Source organism: Shewanella sp. GD04112 (genome assembly GCF_029835735.1).
In the GTDB taxonomy this organism is placed as follows: Bacteria; Pseudomonadota; Gammaproteobacteria; order Enterobacterales; family Shewanellaceae; genus Shewanella.
In genome coordinates, this window is record NZ_JAOEAL010000001.1 from 644,415 (window position 1) to 659,538 (window position 15,124).

14 protein-coding genes are annotated in these 15,124 nt (G+C 49.2%); 9 read left to right on the top strand and 5 right to left on the bottom strand.

What is annotated here, in order from left to right; translation table 11 throughout:
- Window positions 1-151 precede the first annotated feature (151 nt).
- On the top strand, window positions 152-481 hold the full coding sequence (locus tag N7386_RS02855) for a hypothetical protein (protein ID WP_011621365.1): 330 nt from the start codon (window positions 152-154) through the stop codon (window positions 479-481).
- A gap of 80 nt (window positions 482-561) precedes the next feature.
- Here N7386_RS02855 and N7386_RS02860 read toward each other — a convergent pair whose 3' ends face one another.
- Window positions 562-687: a hypothetical protein gene (locus N7386_RS02860; protein ID WP_011621366.1), complete on the bottom strand. Its 126-nt coding sequence runs from the start codon at window positions 685-687 to the stop codon at window positions 562-564.
- Between the two features lie 255 nt (window positions 688-942).
- On the opposite strand from N7386_RS02860, the gene N7386_RS02865 reads away from it, so the two are divergent.
- The 6 genes from N7386_RS02865 to rraB all read left to right on the top strand — a co-directional run bounded on the left by N7386_RS02865 (window position 943) and on the right by rraB (window position 5,550).
- The gene (locus tag N7386_RS02865; protein ID WP_086902952.1) at window positions 943-1,233 is read left to right on the top strand and encodes an ABC-type zinc uptake system zinc chaperone; all 291 of its coding nucleotides are present in this window, start codon (window positions 943-945) and stop codon (window positions 1,231-1,233) included.
- Window positions 1,234-1,314: 81 nt separating this feature from the next.
- Window positions 1,315-2,496 carry a membrane protein gene (locus N7386_RS02870; protein WP_011715763.1) on the top strand — a complete coding sequence of 394 codons (1,182 nt, stop codon included), beginning with the start codon at window positions 1,315-1,317 and terminating at the stop codon, window positions 2,494-2,496.
- A complete protein-coding gene (locus tag N7386_RS02875) occupies window positions 2,480-3,388 on the top strand; it encodes a zinc ABC transporter substrate-binding protein (protein WP_089068540.1) in 909 nt (302 codons plus the stop codon). Before N7386_RS02870 ends, N7386_RS02875 begins: the two co-directional genes overlap by 17 nt.
- Before the next feature lie 4 nt (window positions 3,389-3,392).
- Window positions 3,393-4,172: a metal ABC transporter permease gene (locus N7386_RS02880; RefSeq protein ID WP_086902950.1), complete on the top strand. Its 780-nt coding sequence runs from the start codon at window positions 3,393-3,395 to the stop codon at window positions 4,170-4,172.
- Between the two features lie 183 nt (window positions 4,173-4,355).
- Complete coding sequence (locus tag N7386_RS02885; protein WP_279766998.1) at window positions 4,356-5,099, top strand: 1-acylglycerol-3-phosphate O-acyltransferase; 744 nt, start codon at window positions 4,356-4,358, stop codon at window positions 5,097-5,099.
- A 43-nt stretch (window positions 5,100-5,142) separates the two neighbouring features.
- On the top strand, window positions 5,143-5,550 hold the full coding sequence (gene rraB / locus N7386_RS02890) for a ribonuclease E inhibitor RraB (protein ID WP_011715766.1): 408 nt from the start codon (window positions 5,143-5,145) through the stop codon (window positions 5,548-5,550).
- A gap of 57 nt (window positions 5,551-5,607) precedes the next feature.
- Here rraB and N7386_RS02895 read toward each other — a convergent pair whose 3' ends face one another.
- Both N7386_RS02895 and N7386_RS02900 read right to left on the bottom strand, forming a co-directional pair.
- Window positions 5,608-6,582: a sensor domain-containing diguanylate cyclase gene (locus N7386_RS02895; protein WP_279766999.1), complete on the bottom strand. Its 975-nt coding sequence runs from the start codon at window positions 6,580-6,582 to the stop codon at window positions 5,608-5,610.
- 18 nt (window positions 6,583-6,600) lie between these two features.
- Complete coding sequence (locus N7386_RS02900) at window positions 6,601-7,596, bottom strand: response regulator (RefSeq protein WP_279767000.1); 996 nt, start codon at window positions 7,594-7,596, stop codon at window positions 6,601-6,603.
- Window positions 7,597-8,174: 578 nt separating this feature from the next.
- Between N7386_RS02900 and N7386_RS02905 the strand changes: the two genes are divergently transcribed.
- A complete protein-coding gene (locus tag N7386_RS02905) occupies window positions 8,175-8,981 on the top strand; it encodes a crotonase/enoyl-CoA hydratase family protein (RefSeq protein ID WP_279767001.1) in 807 nt (268 codons plus the stop codon).
- Between the two features lie 64 nt (window positions 8,982-9,045).
- Here N7386_RS02905 and N7386_RS02910 read toward each other — a convergent pair whose 3' ends face one another.
- The gene (locus N7386_RS02910; RefSeq protein ID WP_279770951.1) at window positions 9,046-10,080 is read right to left on the bottom strand and encodes a DUF3530 family protein; all 1,035 of its coding nucleotides are present in this window, start codon (window positions 10,078-10,080) and stop codon (window positions 9,046-9,048) included.
- 238 nt (window positions 10,081-10,318) lie between these two features.
- Window positions 10,319-13,225, bottom strand: a complete 2,907-nt coding sequence (rapA, locus tag N7386_RS02915) for an RNA polymerase-associated protein RapA (RefSeq protein WP_279767002.1) — start codon at window positions 13,223-13,225, stop codon at window positions 10,319-10,321.
- 402 nt (window positions 13,226-13,627) lie between these two features.
- On the opposite strand from rapA, the gene N7386_RS02920 reads away from it, so the two are divergent.
- On the top strand, window positions 13,628-15,022 hold the full coding sequence (locus tag N7386_RS02920; RefSeq protein WP_011627270.1) for a PhoH family protein: 1,395 nt from the start codon (window positions 13,628-13,630) through the stop codon (window positions 15,020-15,022).
- The last annotated feature ends 102 nt before the right edge of the window (window positions 15,023-15,124 follow it).

A 15,124-nucleotide genomic window follows, 5' to 3' on the forward strand; every position in this document is an offset into this window, starting at 1 on the left:
CGCATAAAATGCTATCCGAGTATAAAATTTGTGCGCTGGTTTGCAGCTTTCGCTATGGGAGTGAGGTTTTAAAACGCTGCGCTAATTAGTTCGACTGAGTGGCGGGAAATTCTGATAAACTTAGCGCCCCATGTCGAGGAACCTACTCTAAATGCTGTGCTCCCATTGCCATCAGTCGATCAAAATTGCCCAAATCACCCAACAGCGCGGAAAGGGCTTTCACGCTCAAGTGCAATGTCCCCATTGTTCAGCGTGGCTGGGACACAATCCTAAACTGTTGAAGTTAAAATTATTTGGCTTTTATGCGAGTGTGCTGACAGGCTTGTACAGTTATTTCGATGCCTCGACGCGGCATTTTTTGATCCCTGTGATGATCTTCTGTGTGATGTTGCTGCTGGTGAGCCATTTTATGGATCAACTACAAACGATTGAGGCGCCAGAGAAGCAAGACGATAGCGATCAACGGCAAAAGTATCGCTAGAGGTGAGGGTGTTAGATTAACCGAGTCGAGCCGCGCAGGGGGTATCGCACAGGCTCAACTTGGTTTAGGCTAGGGCTGAGTTATTGGATAACCTGCTCTTGGCTCTCGAGTGAGTGTTCTACGTAATAAATCCCGCCCAAAATTACTGCGCCGAAAATCACTATCCCTAAGATTAATCCTAAGTTTTCACGAAAGAATGCTAGCATTTGGGTTGCCTTTTGCTGGATTGAATAGAATGACATATTAGCCAGTATTACACTGGGCACATCATAGTTTTACTGACTTAAGCTAATCTTAAATAACTCTTTTTGCCAACTTGAGCCGGTTTTTTGTTGTGCGTTTTTCATCCTAAAGTTGCAATGGTAAATATCTTGTAACGCATTGGGCGCCTATTACCTTATTGCAACTTGCTAGTGGCCTGACTTAAACTTGTGCCACTTTTTTACTATGGGGACGACTGAGTGAGACTGCACAGTCACATAAGACGCACAATTTCGATATGGCTTGCAGCCGTATTGGTGTTGCTGTCTTTTGTTGCCTCAGCCCATAGTGTGACCCACCTTGATGATGGGGCAAAGACGCACTGTACCCTGTGCTTCCATCAACATCAGCTGAATAAAATTCTGCTCACCCAACCGCTTAAGCTCGATTTAGCGGTACAGCGGTTCGATGTCTGTGAATTTGTCTTACCCGTTAGCTTCTCCAAACACGTCAGTGTTTACCTAAGCCGCGCGCCACCTGTTCTCCGCTAAATCAACTTTTACATTATAACTTATTGTATTTCTTGATGACTTGGATGAGTCATCGAGCGCTAGTTGTATTTTGGAGATATCATGACTGTTTTTAACAACCGAATTTCTTTGGTGGCTTTGGCGTGCGCATTTGCTTCACCGACGTTATTTGCCGCTGACTCAAGTTTAACTAATCCGGCGATCAGCGCAGTGCTGAATGGCTATTATCAAACGGCCGAGCGTCCATTGGCCGAAACCGCCGAAGGATTTGGTTTAGGTGAAACTGAGCTGGCGATGAGCGCCAACATTGACGACATGTTCTACGGCAAAGTCACTGCCGTTGTTGAGATGCACGACGGTGAAACTGAGCTTAATCTCGAAGAAGCCTTTATCCAAACTATGGCGATGCCAGCGGGGTTCTCAATCCGTGGCGGACGTTTCTTATCGGATATCGGTTATTTAAATAACCAGCATTTACACACGGATTCATTCACCGACCGTCCTATTGCTTACCGCGCTTTTTTTGGTGGCCATTACTTTGACGACGGTGTGCGCTTAAACTTTGTGGCGCCAACGGATCTGTATTGGACCTTAGGCGCCGAAGCCTTCAAGGGCGACAGCATGCGCGCCGCCGATGAACACGGCGAACGTGAGTTTAAAAATGTGGGCGTATACACCTTTTACACCAAAATCGGTGGTGACATTGGTGATAACAGTTCATGGCAGGCGGGCTTAAGTTACCTACGTAACGAAAATGGCCAAGTCACAGCCCATGAAGAGGGCGATGAGCACGAAGACGAAACCGCCGAGGAAGGCCATGACCACAGCCATGCGGCATCTTACACAGGTAAAAACACCTATGGTGCTGATTTTGTGTATAAATGGGCGCCAAATGGTAACTATAAATACCAAAACCTGACTCTGAGCGGCGAGTATTACCGTGTGACGGACTTTGTGCCGAGCGACCTTCATCCCGAAGATGCACCGAGCAAGGATTATCACCAAGGTTGGTATCTGAGCAGCGTATATCAATTCACGCCTAGCTGGTCTGCGGGTGTGCGTTACGGCGAGGTGGATACCCAAGAGCTCCATGGCGATCATTTCCATGGACAGAAGTTAAAGGAATCTGAGGTGAGTCTGGCGTGGCATTCGAGCCATTTCTCGACGGTACGTTTCCAGTACACCAATCAGAAGGGAACTAACTTCGATGGAATCGAAGACGACAATGTTTTCACTGTTCAATACATTATGTCTCTGGGGGCTCACGGTGCGCATCAATTCTAATTTTGTTAAAGCGGCCGCAGCGGCCCTGTCTTTCGCTTGTTCAGGCTTTGCCCACGCAGAGCTGAATGTGTTTGCCTGTGAACCCGAATATGCCGCATTGGCAAAAGAGTTGGCTCCAAACGCCAGCATTTATTCGGCAACCACGGCCTTACAGGATCCGCATCAAGTGCAGGCGCGTCCGAGTTTGATCGCCAAAATGCGCCAAGCGGATCTGGTGGTCTGTGCGGGCGCCGATTTAGAAATCGGTTGGCTGCCAATGCTGCAAATGAAGTCGGCTAACGCTAAGGTTCGCTCTACCGATCAGGGGCTGTTTTTCGCCGCCGATCAAATCGATACCTTAGATAAGTTAGCGAGTGTGGACCGTAGCATGGGGGATGTGCATGCTCAGGGAAATCCGCATATCCACTTCGATCCGACGCGTTTGCTAAGCGTCGCGAATGCGCTCAGCGCTAAGATGAGCCAACTCGACCCGAGCGAGGCGGCAAATTACCAAAAGGCATTAGCGGACTTTAGCACTCGTTGGCAGGCGGCGATCCCCCGCTGGGAAGAGCAGGCCAAAGCGTTAAAAGGCAAAAAGGTCATCGCCTATCACACCAGTTTTAGATATCTGTTCAACTGGTTGGGGATTGAACAAGCTGCTGATCTTGAGCCTAAACCCGGTCTGGCACCGACTAGCGGCCATTTAGCCAGTTTGCTGAGCCGCGCCGAGCAGGGCGATATTCTGGCGGTAGTTGTGGCGTCCTATCAGGATGAGCGTGGTGCTAAGTGGTTGGGTGAAAAGGCTAATCTACCTGTGCTTATGTTGCCAATGTCGGTAGGTGGCAATGATGCGAGTCAAGATCTCTTCAGCCTCTACGACAGCGCGATTGCCCTCTTAAACGGGGTGAAATAAGCCTATGTTGGATCTGGAACTGATGTCGATCCTGCTGCCAGCACTGGCAGCGGGGATCTTAGTGCTCTCAACGCATATTGTACTTGGAAAACAAGTGCTTAAGCGTGGGATTATCTTTATCGATTTAGCCATTGCGCAAGTCGCCGCGTTGGGGGCGATTGTGGCGCACATGGACCACAGGTTAGAAGAGATGCCATTTTCTAATGTGTGGATGCCAGCCTTATTCGCCCTTGCGGGGGCGGGTTTTATCGCTTGGTTATCTAAGCGGATGGCGGGTGAGCTAGAGGCGATGATAGGTTGCTTTTACGTGTTGTCGGCGGTGGCGGCCATGCTATTGCTGGCGAACGATCCCCACGGGGCTGAGCTGTTAAAGCAATTGATGTCGGGCCAGATCCTTTGGGTGAGTTGGTCGCAATTAGTGTTGCCGACTGTGGTTTATGCGGCTGTGTTAGCGGTGATTTTTCTGCGGCCACAGATCTTAAACGGTGCGGGATTCTATCTGCTATTTGCGCTAGTGATCACTTTGTCGGTAGAGCTGGTAGGGGTCTATTTAGTGTTTAGCACGCTTATTTTGCCTGCTCTTGCGCTCAACAAGTACCAAGGTAAGAACGGCCTATTTTACGCTTATCTGGTCGGCCTTATGGGTTACTTGCTGGGGCTGGTGCTCTCGGCAACGTTGGACTTACCGAGCGGCGCGGCAATTGTCGCGACTTTGGCCCTTAGTGCCTTGGTCTTCCGTTTAGGCTTAAGTCAAACCGCGGCAGTGCGCCAGGTCGCAAACTAGGTTTTTAGCTTAGCCGTTTAAGCTTAGATATTGATTTAAAAGCCCATCGTCGTGCATGATTGCGCGTGTATCGATGGGCTTTTGTTTGGATTGTTAGCAACTCAGCTTACAGATGTAAACATTATATTGAGTCCCTAGGGCTGGGTGGCTATACTGTCGCCACTTTCATCCTTGGAGTATGTCGTGCTGTTACTCGTCAGATCTGTGTTGTTGGCTGTGTCATTGTTACTCGCGTTTATTTTTGGTGGATTGGTCTGCTTGATGCGGCCCCGTCACCGTGACAATGTACATATGTTCGCCAAGATCTTCTCATCCGTCGCCCCTATTCTAGGGCTTAAAGTCATAGTGCGTCGGCATAAAGAAATTCAGGATGGCCCTTATATCTTTTTAGGGAACCATCAAAATAACTTCGATCTGTTCACTCATACTAAAGCAGTGCCGAAAAGCACGGTCAGCTTAGGCAAAAAGAGCTTAGTGTGGATCCCGCTATTCGGGCAGATCTACTGGTTATCGGGCAATATTCTGATCGATAGAAAAAATCGCAACAGTGCCTTCGATACCATGGCTAAAACCGCCGAAAAGATTAAACAGAACCGTTTATCAGTGTGGATTTTCCCTGAGGGTACCCGCTCACGTGGCCGCGGTTTGCTCCCCTTTAAGGCTGGCGCGTTTCATACGGCGATTGCCGCAGGGGTGCCGATAGTGCCAGTGCTTGCCTCTTGTCAGAGCCATATTAATTTAAACCGTTGGGATAACGGGGTGGTGATCATTGAGATGATGGCGCCTATCCCGACCGAAGGGTTAGATAAAGCCGATGTGAAGGCCTTTTCTGCTCAAGTGTATGAGACTATGTCAGCCAAATTTAACGAGATAAATCGTGAAGCGGCAACATTAATGGGTAAAACTCTCGAAGGCGATGACGTATAATAGCGTCAACTTGAGCCAGTTTTACCTTAACGGAGACAAATCCATGTCTATTGAAAGTCAATTAAAAGCCCAACTTGCCGAGAATCGTGACATAGTGCAAGCCCTGCTTGACGATGGCTCAGAGCCAGATGCGGAATACACCATTGAGCACCATTTCTCATCTAGCAACTTCGACCGCTTAGAAAAAGCCGCCGTTGATGCATTCAAACTCGGTTTTGAAGTCAACGACGCCGAAGAGATGGAGCTGGAAGATGGCTCAGTGATTTTCTGTTTTGATGCTATTGCTTACCACAAGCTGGAAGTGGCTTTACTGGACAAAGCGACCGAGCAGTTACTGCAACTCGCGGCTAAACAGAAAGTGGATTACGACGGTTGGGGCACTTACTTCGTTGGTGACGATATCGACGACGAAGAAGGTGACGACGAAGAAGATGACGGTTTCCCGCACTAATTCGCGACCATTGAGATTTCAGTAACAAAAAGCCCATCATCGATGGGCTTTTTGGTTTTAGTAACCACTAGTTTGTGCGGTGTGCAGGACGCTACAGTTACGTCCCTTTTGCTTGGCTTCGTATAAGGCTTTGTCTGAGCATGAAATCCAGCCAGAGCTGCTGGTAATATGTTTGCCAATTTCACACACGCCTAGGCTTACTGTGACTTTTATCTTCAGCCCTTCGTACACTATGGTGGAGTCGGCAATTCTTTCCCGCAAACGCTCGGTAAAGTTGAGGGCATCGGCGCCACAGGTATTGGGCATGACCACCGCAAACTCCTCACCACCATAACGGCCGACACAATCGGTCTCCCGTAATGAATGGCTTAGGATATGGGCGATATGCTGAATCACCTTATCACCCGCGACATGGCCGTAGGTATCGTTGATTCTTTTGAAATGGTCTATGTCTATCATGACCAAGCTCGACATCCCCGAATAACGGGCGTGGAGGTCAAACTCATGCTCTAAACATTGTTGCCAATGGCGGCGATTGTGGAGCTGTGTCAGGCCATCGGTCTGGCTGAGGCGTTCTAACTGCTCGTTGACGGCCTTGAGCTGTAGCTTGTTGACGGCGATATCGGTGACATCATAAATAATCACGCTGATATGGGTGATTTTTCCGGTTAGTGAGGCCAGAGGCAACAGCGTCACGTTCTGGTACATAAAATCGGCCCGTCCGGTAATGGGGCGGTAGTTTTTAAACTGAAACACGTAGGGTCTTTGTTCCCAGCTGATAAAGGCTCGATTTTTCAGCATAAAAACCGATTCCATCTTTTGCTTTAACCAAGTCGCTGGTAGCTCAGGAAAACGGGTGAACAGGTTTTGCCCTTTAATCGAATTAGGGGATACGCCGCTATGGTTTTCCATAAAGCCGTTCCACAGTTGGATATTATAATCGCGATCTAATACCACTAGACCCACTTCGATGGTTTGCACCATATCGATAAGCCAATGGAGTTCGTTCATTGCGCTTTGATCGTTTGACATAAGGTAAAATCCAACTGATTAATCGAGTAAATAACCGAGCTTATAACTGAGCGTCGGAATAGAGTCTTCGGTAAATAGCAGTAACAAATCGCATTGAACATTATGGTTTTCAATACGATAGTTAATCTCCATTGCTAAGGTTCTGTGCCATTTTTCCGAGTTATCATGGATAAGATCATTCACCGTACAGTGGCGGCCTAGCACTACAGGGTGAGCTTGGCTGAACTTCATGTCGAGCTGCTCTGAGATCCCGTTTAGGAAGGCGCCAATCAATACGTTGCCGGTGTCAATCAACACTTCAATCTCGGTGCTAATGTCCTCTGGATTGGCTAGCCCCATGAGTTTTGCCATGTCTTGAAAGCTCGAATCGTGGAATAGCAGCAGGGCTTCACCCGCTACGCCCGCACCAATAAATCCTTGGCAGAGGGCTGATACCGTTGAGCTTTCTTCCGTCGCTTTGAGCGCCATCGTCAGCTCACTGACTTCGAGCACGTTCACGTTTGGAATTGGTAAGAGGACAAAAACATCGAGAAGTTTGGCTAACAGATCGGCGGCGCGCCCCATGGCGACGTTGGCGATCTCTTGGCAGGCGTCACGCATATCGACTTTGATCATCGGCGTTTCTTCCGCCTGATCTTTCTGCGTTAGGGTGAGGATGCCGTATTCCTGCAGGATATTACTGATGGCGTCGGCACTGACGGGCTTTTGAATAAAATCCAATGCCCCTAAGGCTTTCACTCTTTCATGGGCTTTGATCTGAATATCACCCGAGACCACAATAATCAGCGCGGGAAGATCGTTTTGCTGCACGGTTTGCAGCACTTCATAACCATCCATGACTGGCATATTAAGGTCGAGGAAGACAACTTCGCCTTTACCTGCGCGAATGACATCTAAACCTTCGGCGCCATTGGTAGCGTAGGTGATCTCGACATCCCATTCTTTCGGTAGGGTGCGAGCCATTTGTTTGCGCGCCATGGCGGAGTCGTCACAGATGAGTACAGAGATTGTCATGCTGACTACTGATCCTTAATTGCCCATTTATTGAAGATAACACTAATTCTAAATCTTTGAATGACGAATTAAGCTCTTCGGGCAAGTTTGATTTATAACATCTATATGTAACCTATAGATTTTATTTGCTAATTCAATTTATTTATCTCTCGAGCGCGAGGCGCTGGCAGTAAAAAGCCTTGGAGAATTAAATCAAATTTCGCGAATTTGTCGTAAGCAGGGCATCGATTTTTGCGAATAGCTCGATGCTCAATCCTGCAATAGGCTGTTTCCCCACGGGACCCATCTCGACACGATTATGCAAATTTGTGGGTAAGCAGCGCCGTTGGTGATGCAACCGATGTTCAGAGAAGATGACTCGTTAAAACGACAAGTTGCACCCATGGTTGAACATAAGGGGTTAATACTTTTGAGGTTCTCATGCTTCAGCGCAAGCCTAGCATACTCACCCAGTAAAACTTAATGACAGTCGACAGTATTTTGACGGATGTCAAAATTTAGGCTTATGTTACATCCTTTGGTGAATTATTCCAAACGTGTTAACATTCGTTCTGGCCTGACCAGTAACGGAATATTTCATGAGTGAGCCTTGTGTGCAAGTAACGATTGAGAATGGCATTGCATATGTCCAGCTCAATCGACCAGAAAAATATAATGCAATTAATTATTTAATGTTTAGCCAGTTGGATAGAGCGATCAAACGTATTAAATCAAATTTGCAGATTCGACTGGTTATTTTATCTGGAGCTGGAGGCCATTTTAGCTCGGGGCTGGACGTAAAGAGCGTGATGTCGGCACCGATGCAAGCATTCAAATTGCTGTTTAAATGGCTGCCTGGCAATGCCAACTTAGCGCAGAGAGTCTCCCTTGGGTGGCAAGGTTTACCCGTGCCGGTCATCGCGGTGTTAGAAGGCTGCTGCTATGGCGGTGGCATGCAAATCGCCTTAGGTGCTGATTTTAGAATAGCGAGCCCAGACAGCAAGTTATCTATTATGGAAGCCAAATGGGGACTCGTGCCGGACATGGCAGGCTTAGTGGCGCTGAGGCAAATAATGCCCAAGGATCAGGCAATGTTACTCAGCCTTACGGCCAAAGTGTTGTCGGGCGAAGAGGCGAGTCGCTTAGGGTTAGTGACTCAGCTAAGTGATCATCCGATGTTAAGCGCGCAGCAATTGGCTCAGGAGCTTCTCAACACCTCCCCCGATGCCGCAGCGGCGATCAAGTTGAGCATCAATCGTAGCTGGACGGCTTCGATTCGTGCACTTCTTTGCCGTGAGTCGTGGAGCCAAGTGAGACTGTTACTCGGCAAAAATCGCGCGATTGCAGCGACGCGTCAGCTAAAGGATCCCAACAAAGCCTATCAAGATCGCCAATCGGGTTGGTAGCAGCGTAACTCTATTTCGATAACGCCCCATAACGGATTACTTAAGCTTTAGAAAGGCTTGCACCTCAATTGGCGCCGCTCATACGGGCGGCGAATCCCCTTATGGCGCTCAAACAGTTCTGCCATGCACTCTCGTTATCCAGATTTAATGCCAATGTCGTTTGCCGATAATTCGGCGCCTCTAACGTCACGGCGAGGCTTTTGCGTTGCTCCGCCGTTTCTAACGATGCGGGGTGACCATCGGGCGATTGAATATCGAGTATTGGCATAGTGAGCTTGGCCAGTTTTTCGGCAAGGGCTTGGTTACGCGCCTCATCTTCGCTGTAGGGGTTGATGACGATTAATACATCGGGATCGGCAATTTTCTTTTGGCTTAATAGACTTATCAATAATCCCGCACTTTGATCGGCGGTGATCAGCACCCGTTTACCGGGAAAGTCGGTGCCTACGCTGTCGAGCTGAGACATGCTTTTGACTAAAAAGTCTTCCTGTTCAAGCAAATGCTTATTGCTCTGCTCGGGTTTCACTTTTTGGCTCGGTTTATTCGAAGGACTGCTTAACTGCGCCGCCCCTGCGGAGGTCACTTCGGTCGCCGGAGTGGCGAAGTTGGGGGCGGGCGGCTCTGTGGGCGGGGTAAGGCTTAAACTGGCCCAGCCAGCAGCATTAATATTACGTCTGACAAAAGCCATTAATCCGGGCGCATCGGCAGTGCCATTGGTGGCGGGTAAGATAATCGCGGCGCCGAGTTTTTTGCGGCCTTCCCATGAACGAACTAAGAGTTCGAGCGGTTGATCATCTATGGTGATCTGCTTGATTTCACTCGCGGGTAAATAACTGCTCGCTCTTTTCGCCGCAGCTTGCCCATTGGGCGTTTTGCTAGCTTGGTTCGTCTCGGCGTTTTGGGGAGTTGTCTCTGGCGCCTGAGCATTAGATTCTGGCGCCAGCGGGCTGGATTCTGGTGCAGATTCAGGAGCCTGAGTACTTGTTTCTGGCACCTGAGTATTGGGGGCTGGCGCTTGAGTGCTGGGATCGGCGGCGAGTAAGCTCGCACTGGCGAGAGCTAAGGCTAGGCTCAATACCGAGGGGATAATACGCGCCATAGAATTGATAACCACCTGTGTAGTCTCATAAATTCAATTAGCTAGAGTATAACCTGAAGCGGCGTTGCAGAAGCAATTTTTGCTTGAGCTCGTGACGGCGACCGCGCACAGCAGTGCCTAGGCCCAGCCTACAGCCATACTTATCGTGAAGAGAAAATAAAAACGCCCAGCATTTGCTGGGCGTTTGCATATTCGCTTAAGCGAGCCTAAGGAGACTCTTGCTTACCGTTATTACGGATTAGACATGGCTAACCAGTACCATACGAATCGCGTCGAGCTGTAGCTGACTCGCGTCGAGGTAAGTGCTCAGTTCCTGCATTTGATTACGCAAGTATTCCAACTCTTCCTCACGGATATTTGGGTTAACCGCTTTCAAGGATTCTAAACGGTCCAATTCGCCCGTCAGTTGGCTGGTCATTTTCTCACGCGCCTGCGCCACTAACTCGTTCACTGCGGCTTGGGCATATTCTTCACCCTTAGCAAATAATGGATGCAGAATCGGTTGTGATGCTGTGACTAACTTGCTGCCAATATGGCGGTTAACCGCGCTTAACTGTTTGTCAAAGCTGGTGTAATCCACCTTAGCAGATAAATCGTTGCCGTTTTTATCCAGCAGTACGCGGATAGGCGTTGGTGGCAGATAACGATATAACTGGCTCGATTTAGGCGCCGAAGCATCCGCCATATAAATCAGTTCTAAGAACAGGGTGCCTGCGGGTAAGGCTTTGTTTTTCAAAATCGCGACGCTCGTCGTGCCTGTGTCAGAGCCAGTGATCAGATCTAAGCCTGTTTGCACTAACGGGTGCTCTTGGGTGATCAGGGCGATATCGTCACGGGAGAGCGCAGTATCACGGTCAAAGGTGACCGTCACGCCATCCTCGTGCAGTCCCGGATAGGTTGGGAACATCATGTGTTCGCTTGGACGCAGGATGATAGAGTTCTCACCTTTATCTTCTTGATCGACACCGATAATGTCCCACAAGCGGATCACCGAACCAATCAGTTTAGTGTCCTGATCGCTTTGGGCTAAACGCTCGACAATCGCCTTGGCCTTATCGCCACCGTGGGAGTTGATTTCCAGCAGCTTATCGCGGCCTTGCTCCATAGCGTGTTTCAGTTCTTTGTAACGGCTTTGAGTGTGGTTGAGCAGATTGGTTAGCTCATCTTCATCCCCGCCGACGAGAACATTCAACAGATCTTCGGCAAATTCACTGTACAGCACATGGCCACTTGGACAGGTGAGCTCGAAGGCATTCAGACCTTGGTGATACCAGTTGAGCAGACGCTCCTGCGCCGTATCTTGCAGATAAGGCAGGTGAATTTGGATATCGTTCTTTTGACCGATACGGTCTAAACGGCCGATACGTTGCTCTAATAAATCTGGGTTCAATGGCAGATCGAACAGCACTAAGTGGCTGGCAAACTGGAAGTTGCGACCCTCGGAGCCGATTTCAGAACAGATCAGCGCTTGGGCGCCGCCTTCTTCTTGGGCGAAGTAGGCTCCCGCCTTGTCGCGCTCGATGATCGACATGCCTTCGTGGAATACGGTAGCTTGAATGCCTTCACGGGTACGCAGGGCTTCTTCTAAGCTCAGGGCGGTATCGGCGCCACTGGCGATGATCAACACTTTCTTGCTGCGGTGCGACTTTAAAAACTCGATTAACCAATCCACGCGAGGATCGAACTTCCACCAACTGGCGCTGTTGTCTTCAAATTCTTGGTAGAGTTTTTCAGGGCTTAGGGCTTGTGCCGCTTTCGCTTCTAAGGTCTTACGACCACCCATCATCTCATTCACGCGGGCAGCGGTAAGATACTGCTCAGGCATTGCATGGGGATAGGCGTTGAAAATACGTTTCGGGAAGCCTTTTACCGAGGCGCGGCTGTTGCGATAAAGCACGCGACCTGTACCGTGGCGGTCGAGCAACTCTTGCAGCAGTTCGCTGCGGGCCGCTTGTTGCAGTTCGTTATCAATATCTTCGGCTTGAATTAACCGAATGCTCGGCGCTATGTCTTTCTCGCTGAGTAATTCGGTGAGGCTGTTGATGGCGGCATCGGATAATTTTGCGTCGCCCGCTAAGGCTTCGGCGGCAACGGCGACATCTTTGTAGCTGTTTTCTTCGACGAGGAAGGCATCGTAGTCGTAGAAACGATCCGGGTCGAGTAGGCGCAGGCGCGCAAAGTGGCTCTCATGGCCGAGTTGATCCGGTGTTGCCGTTAACAACAATACGCCAGGCACTACTTCGCTTAATGCTTCAACCACTTGGTAGGCACGGCTCGGGGCTTCTTCGGTCCACTCTAAGTGGTGAGCCTCGTCGACGACCAGCAGATCCCAGTCGGCATCGAGTGCTTGGTCGAGACGTTTCTTTTTACGCAGTAATTCGAGGGAACAAATCACTAACTGCTCGGTGTAGAAAGGATTGTCATGGTCGGCAAAGGCCTCGACACAACGGTCTTCATCAAATACCGAGAAGCGCAGGTTAAAGCGGCGCAGCATCTCTACTAACCACTGGTGGCGCAGGGTATCCGGCACAATAATCAGCACCCGCTCGGCGCGGCCAGTGAGCAGTTGTTGATGGATAATCAGACCCGCTTCGATGGTTTTACCTAAACCTACTTCGTCGGCCAGCAATACACGCGGCGCATAACGGCGACCCACTTCATGGGCAATCCACATCTGGTGGGGGATAAGGCCGACGCGTGGACCTTGTAAGCCGAGTAAATCTGAGGTCGCCAGTTGATGACGCAGTAACTGGCATTGATAACGAATACCGAAACGGTCTAGGCGGTCAATCTGACCAGCAAACAGGCGATCCTGCGGTTTGTTAAAGCGAATGTTGTGGTTTAACAGGGTCTCACGCAGGCTGGTTTTATCACCTGTTTCGCTGTGGATTCCGTGGTAGACGACGAGGCCGTCTTTTTCGGTGAGTTCTTCAACCGAGAGGCTCCAGCCTTCATGGCTTTCAACCGTATCGCCAGGGTTGTATATGACACGGGTCAGGGGGGCTTCGTTGCGCGAGAACATACGGTTCTCACCAGTCGCAGGGAATAACACTGTGACCATACGGCCTTCAACTTGTACGACTGTTCCTAAACCAAGCTCTGACTCGGTATCACTTATCCAACGTTGTCCTAAGGCAAACGGCATCTTAAATTCTCATCTCTGGGCGGACTCTAACAAAGGGCGCGTATGTTATATCAATACTAGGGATATTTGAATCGCCCTCTCACCCGTTAGAGCCTAATTCCCCACACACTAGATTACAAATTGAACAGTGAAGAAAATTCTCTGTAGTCGTACGATGATTTGTCATGCTACTGTCATATCGAGGGACCTACACTGCCCTCGAGTCACCGACTTAAACACAGGTTCGTTCGGTTGGCATTCAGAGAGAATGGTGCCAATATTAGTTTAAGCCGCTAGCCGTCTTTATTAAGTAGAGGCTTGAACTTTAAGATCATTCTTTACTTCGCCAACTGACATAGGAGCCATATCCACTCACCGGGAAAGAGATGTAGCATAAAAACAATCGAGCACTCTGGAGGCGCCATGGAACAAGACGACAGAAAGTTGTTTGTACTGGATACCAATGTGTTACTACATGAACCTTTGGCGATCTATTCGTTTAAAGAGCACGATGTGGTCATTCCGATGACAGTGCTAGAAGAGCTAGACCAGATTAAAGATCGAAAGAGTGATGTGAGTCGGGATGCTAGGGTTGCCATACGGGCGCTGGAAGATACCCTAGGCGGTGATACAACACCGGAACAAATCATTAATGGTGTCCCTTTACCGAGTCGAGAAGGGCATGCCGATGCGATAGGGGCGCTGTCTATTTTCCCTGACCATCTTGTCGATTTTACCCTAGGCGCCCTGCCGGGGGATGGCAACGATAACCGCATTATCAATACCGCTCTGCACCTGCAAAACCTCCACCATCCACGTACCGTTGTGTTAGTGACCAAAGATATCAATATGCGTCTTAAGGCCAAGGGCGCGGGCATTCAATTGGTTGAGGATTATCGAACCGACCAGCTGATCGATGATATTCGTTTCCTCAGCAAGGGCTTTTATCAATTCGAAGGGAATTTTTGGGAGCATTTAAACAAGGTATCCACCGAGCGCCATGGTCGACATACGATTCACGAAGTCCCCCTGAAAGATTTAGACAACGAACCCTTCTACATAAACCAGTATCTGATTGATACCGAATCTGATTTTTGTGGTCGTGTCACCGAGCGTAGCGATACCCATCTGCATATTTTAGATCTGGGCCGCGAACGCTTAAAAAACCTCGAGGCGTGGGGCGTTAAACCTAAGAATGTTTACCAAGGGATGGCGTTGCAGGCGCTGCTCGATCCCGATATCGATCTGGTGATCTTAACGGGACCCGCGGGTTGCGGTAAAACCTTATTAGCAATGGCGGCGGCATTGGAGCTGGTGGTGGAGCGCAATCGTTACGATAAGGTCATTGTGACTCGTAATACGCCAGAAATTGCCGAGTCCATCGGCTTCTTACCCGGTACCGAAGAAGAGAAGATGATGCCATGGCTGGCGGCGATTACCGATACCTTAGAAGTGCTGCATAAGAATGATGTGAATCCCACTGGCAGTTTGAACTACATCATGGAGAAGGCGAATATCCAATTTAAGTCGATCAACTTTATGCGCGGCCGCTCGATCCAAAACTCCATCGTGCTCTTGGATGAATGTCAAAACCTGACGGCGTCGCAGATCAAAACCATGATCACTCGGATGGGAGAAGGCACAAAATTGATTTGTTGCGGTAACTTAGCGCAGATCGATTCGAATTATCTCACCGCGGTAACCTCGGGGTTAACCTACATTGTTGAACGCTTTAAAGACTTTGAAGGCAGCGCCAACCTGTACTTGAATGGGGTGGTGCGTTCACGCTTGGCCGAATACGCCGAAGAACATCTCTAGCTATTTACTTTATTGTTACAAAAGGTCTCACTCGTGGGACCTTTGTTTTTACGCATTTCTATGATTTTTCAAGCAACTAATCATAGACTTTGACAGCCTTCG

What these genes read in the sequence shown, in the direction of transcription:
- N7386_RS02910 (WP_279770951.1), bottom strand. Translation starts at nt 10,080, where the DNA reads ATGGCGCGTATTATCCCCTCGGTATTGAGCCTAGCCTTAGCTCTCGCC.
- N7386_RS02900 (WP_279767000.1), bottom strand. Translation starts at nt 7,596, where the DNA reads ATGACAATCTCTGTACTCATCTGTGACGACTCCGCCATGGCGCGCAAA.
- rapA (WP_279767002.1), bottom strand. Translation starts at nt 13,225, where the DNA reads ATGCCGTTTGCCTTAGGACAACGTTGGATAAGTGATACCGAGTCAGAG.
- N7386_RS02895 (WP_279766999.1), bottom strand. Translation starts at nt 6,582, where the DNA reads ATGTCAAACGATCAAAGCGCAATGAACGAACTCCATTGGCTTATCGAT.
- rraB (WP_011715766.1), top strand. Translation starts at nt 5,143, where the DNA reads ATGTCTATTGAAAGTCAATTAAAAGCCCAACTTGCCGAGAATCGTGAC.
- N7386_RS02905 (WP_279767001.1), top strand. Translation starts at nt 8,175, where the DNA reads ATGAGTGAGCCTTGTGTGCAAGTAACGATTGAGAATGGCATTGCATAT.
- N7386_RS02880 (WP_086902950.1), top strand. Translation starts at nt 3,393, where the DNA reads ATGTTGGATCTGGAACTGATGTCGATCCTGCTGCCAGCACTGGCAGCG.
- N7386_RS02870 (WP_011715763.1), top strand. Translation starts at nt 1,315, where the DNA reads ATGACTGTTTTTAACAACCGAATTTCTTTGGTGGCTTTGGCGTGCGCA.
- N7386_RS02920 (WP_011627270.1), top strand. Translation starts at nt 13,628, where the DNA reads ATGGAACAAGACGACAGAAAGTTGTTTGTACTGGATACCAATGTGTTA.
- N7386_RS02860 (WP_011621366.1), bottom strand. Translation starts at nt 687, where the DNA reads ATGCTAGCATTCTTTCGTGAAAACTTAGGATTAATCTTAGGGATAGTG.
- N7386_RS02855 (WP_011621365.1), top strand. Translation starts at nt 152, where the DNA reads ATGCTGTGCTCCCATTGCCATCAGTCGATCAAAATTGCCCAAATCACC.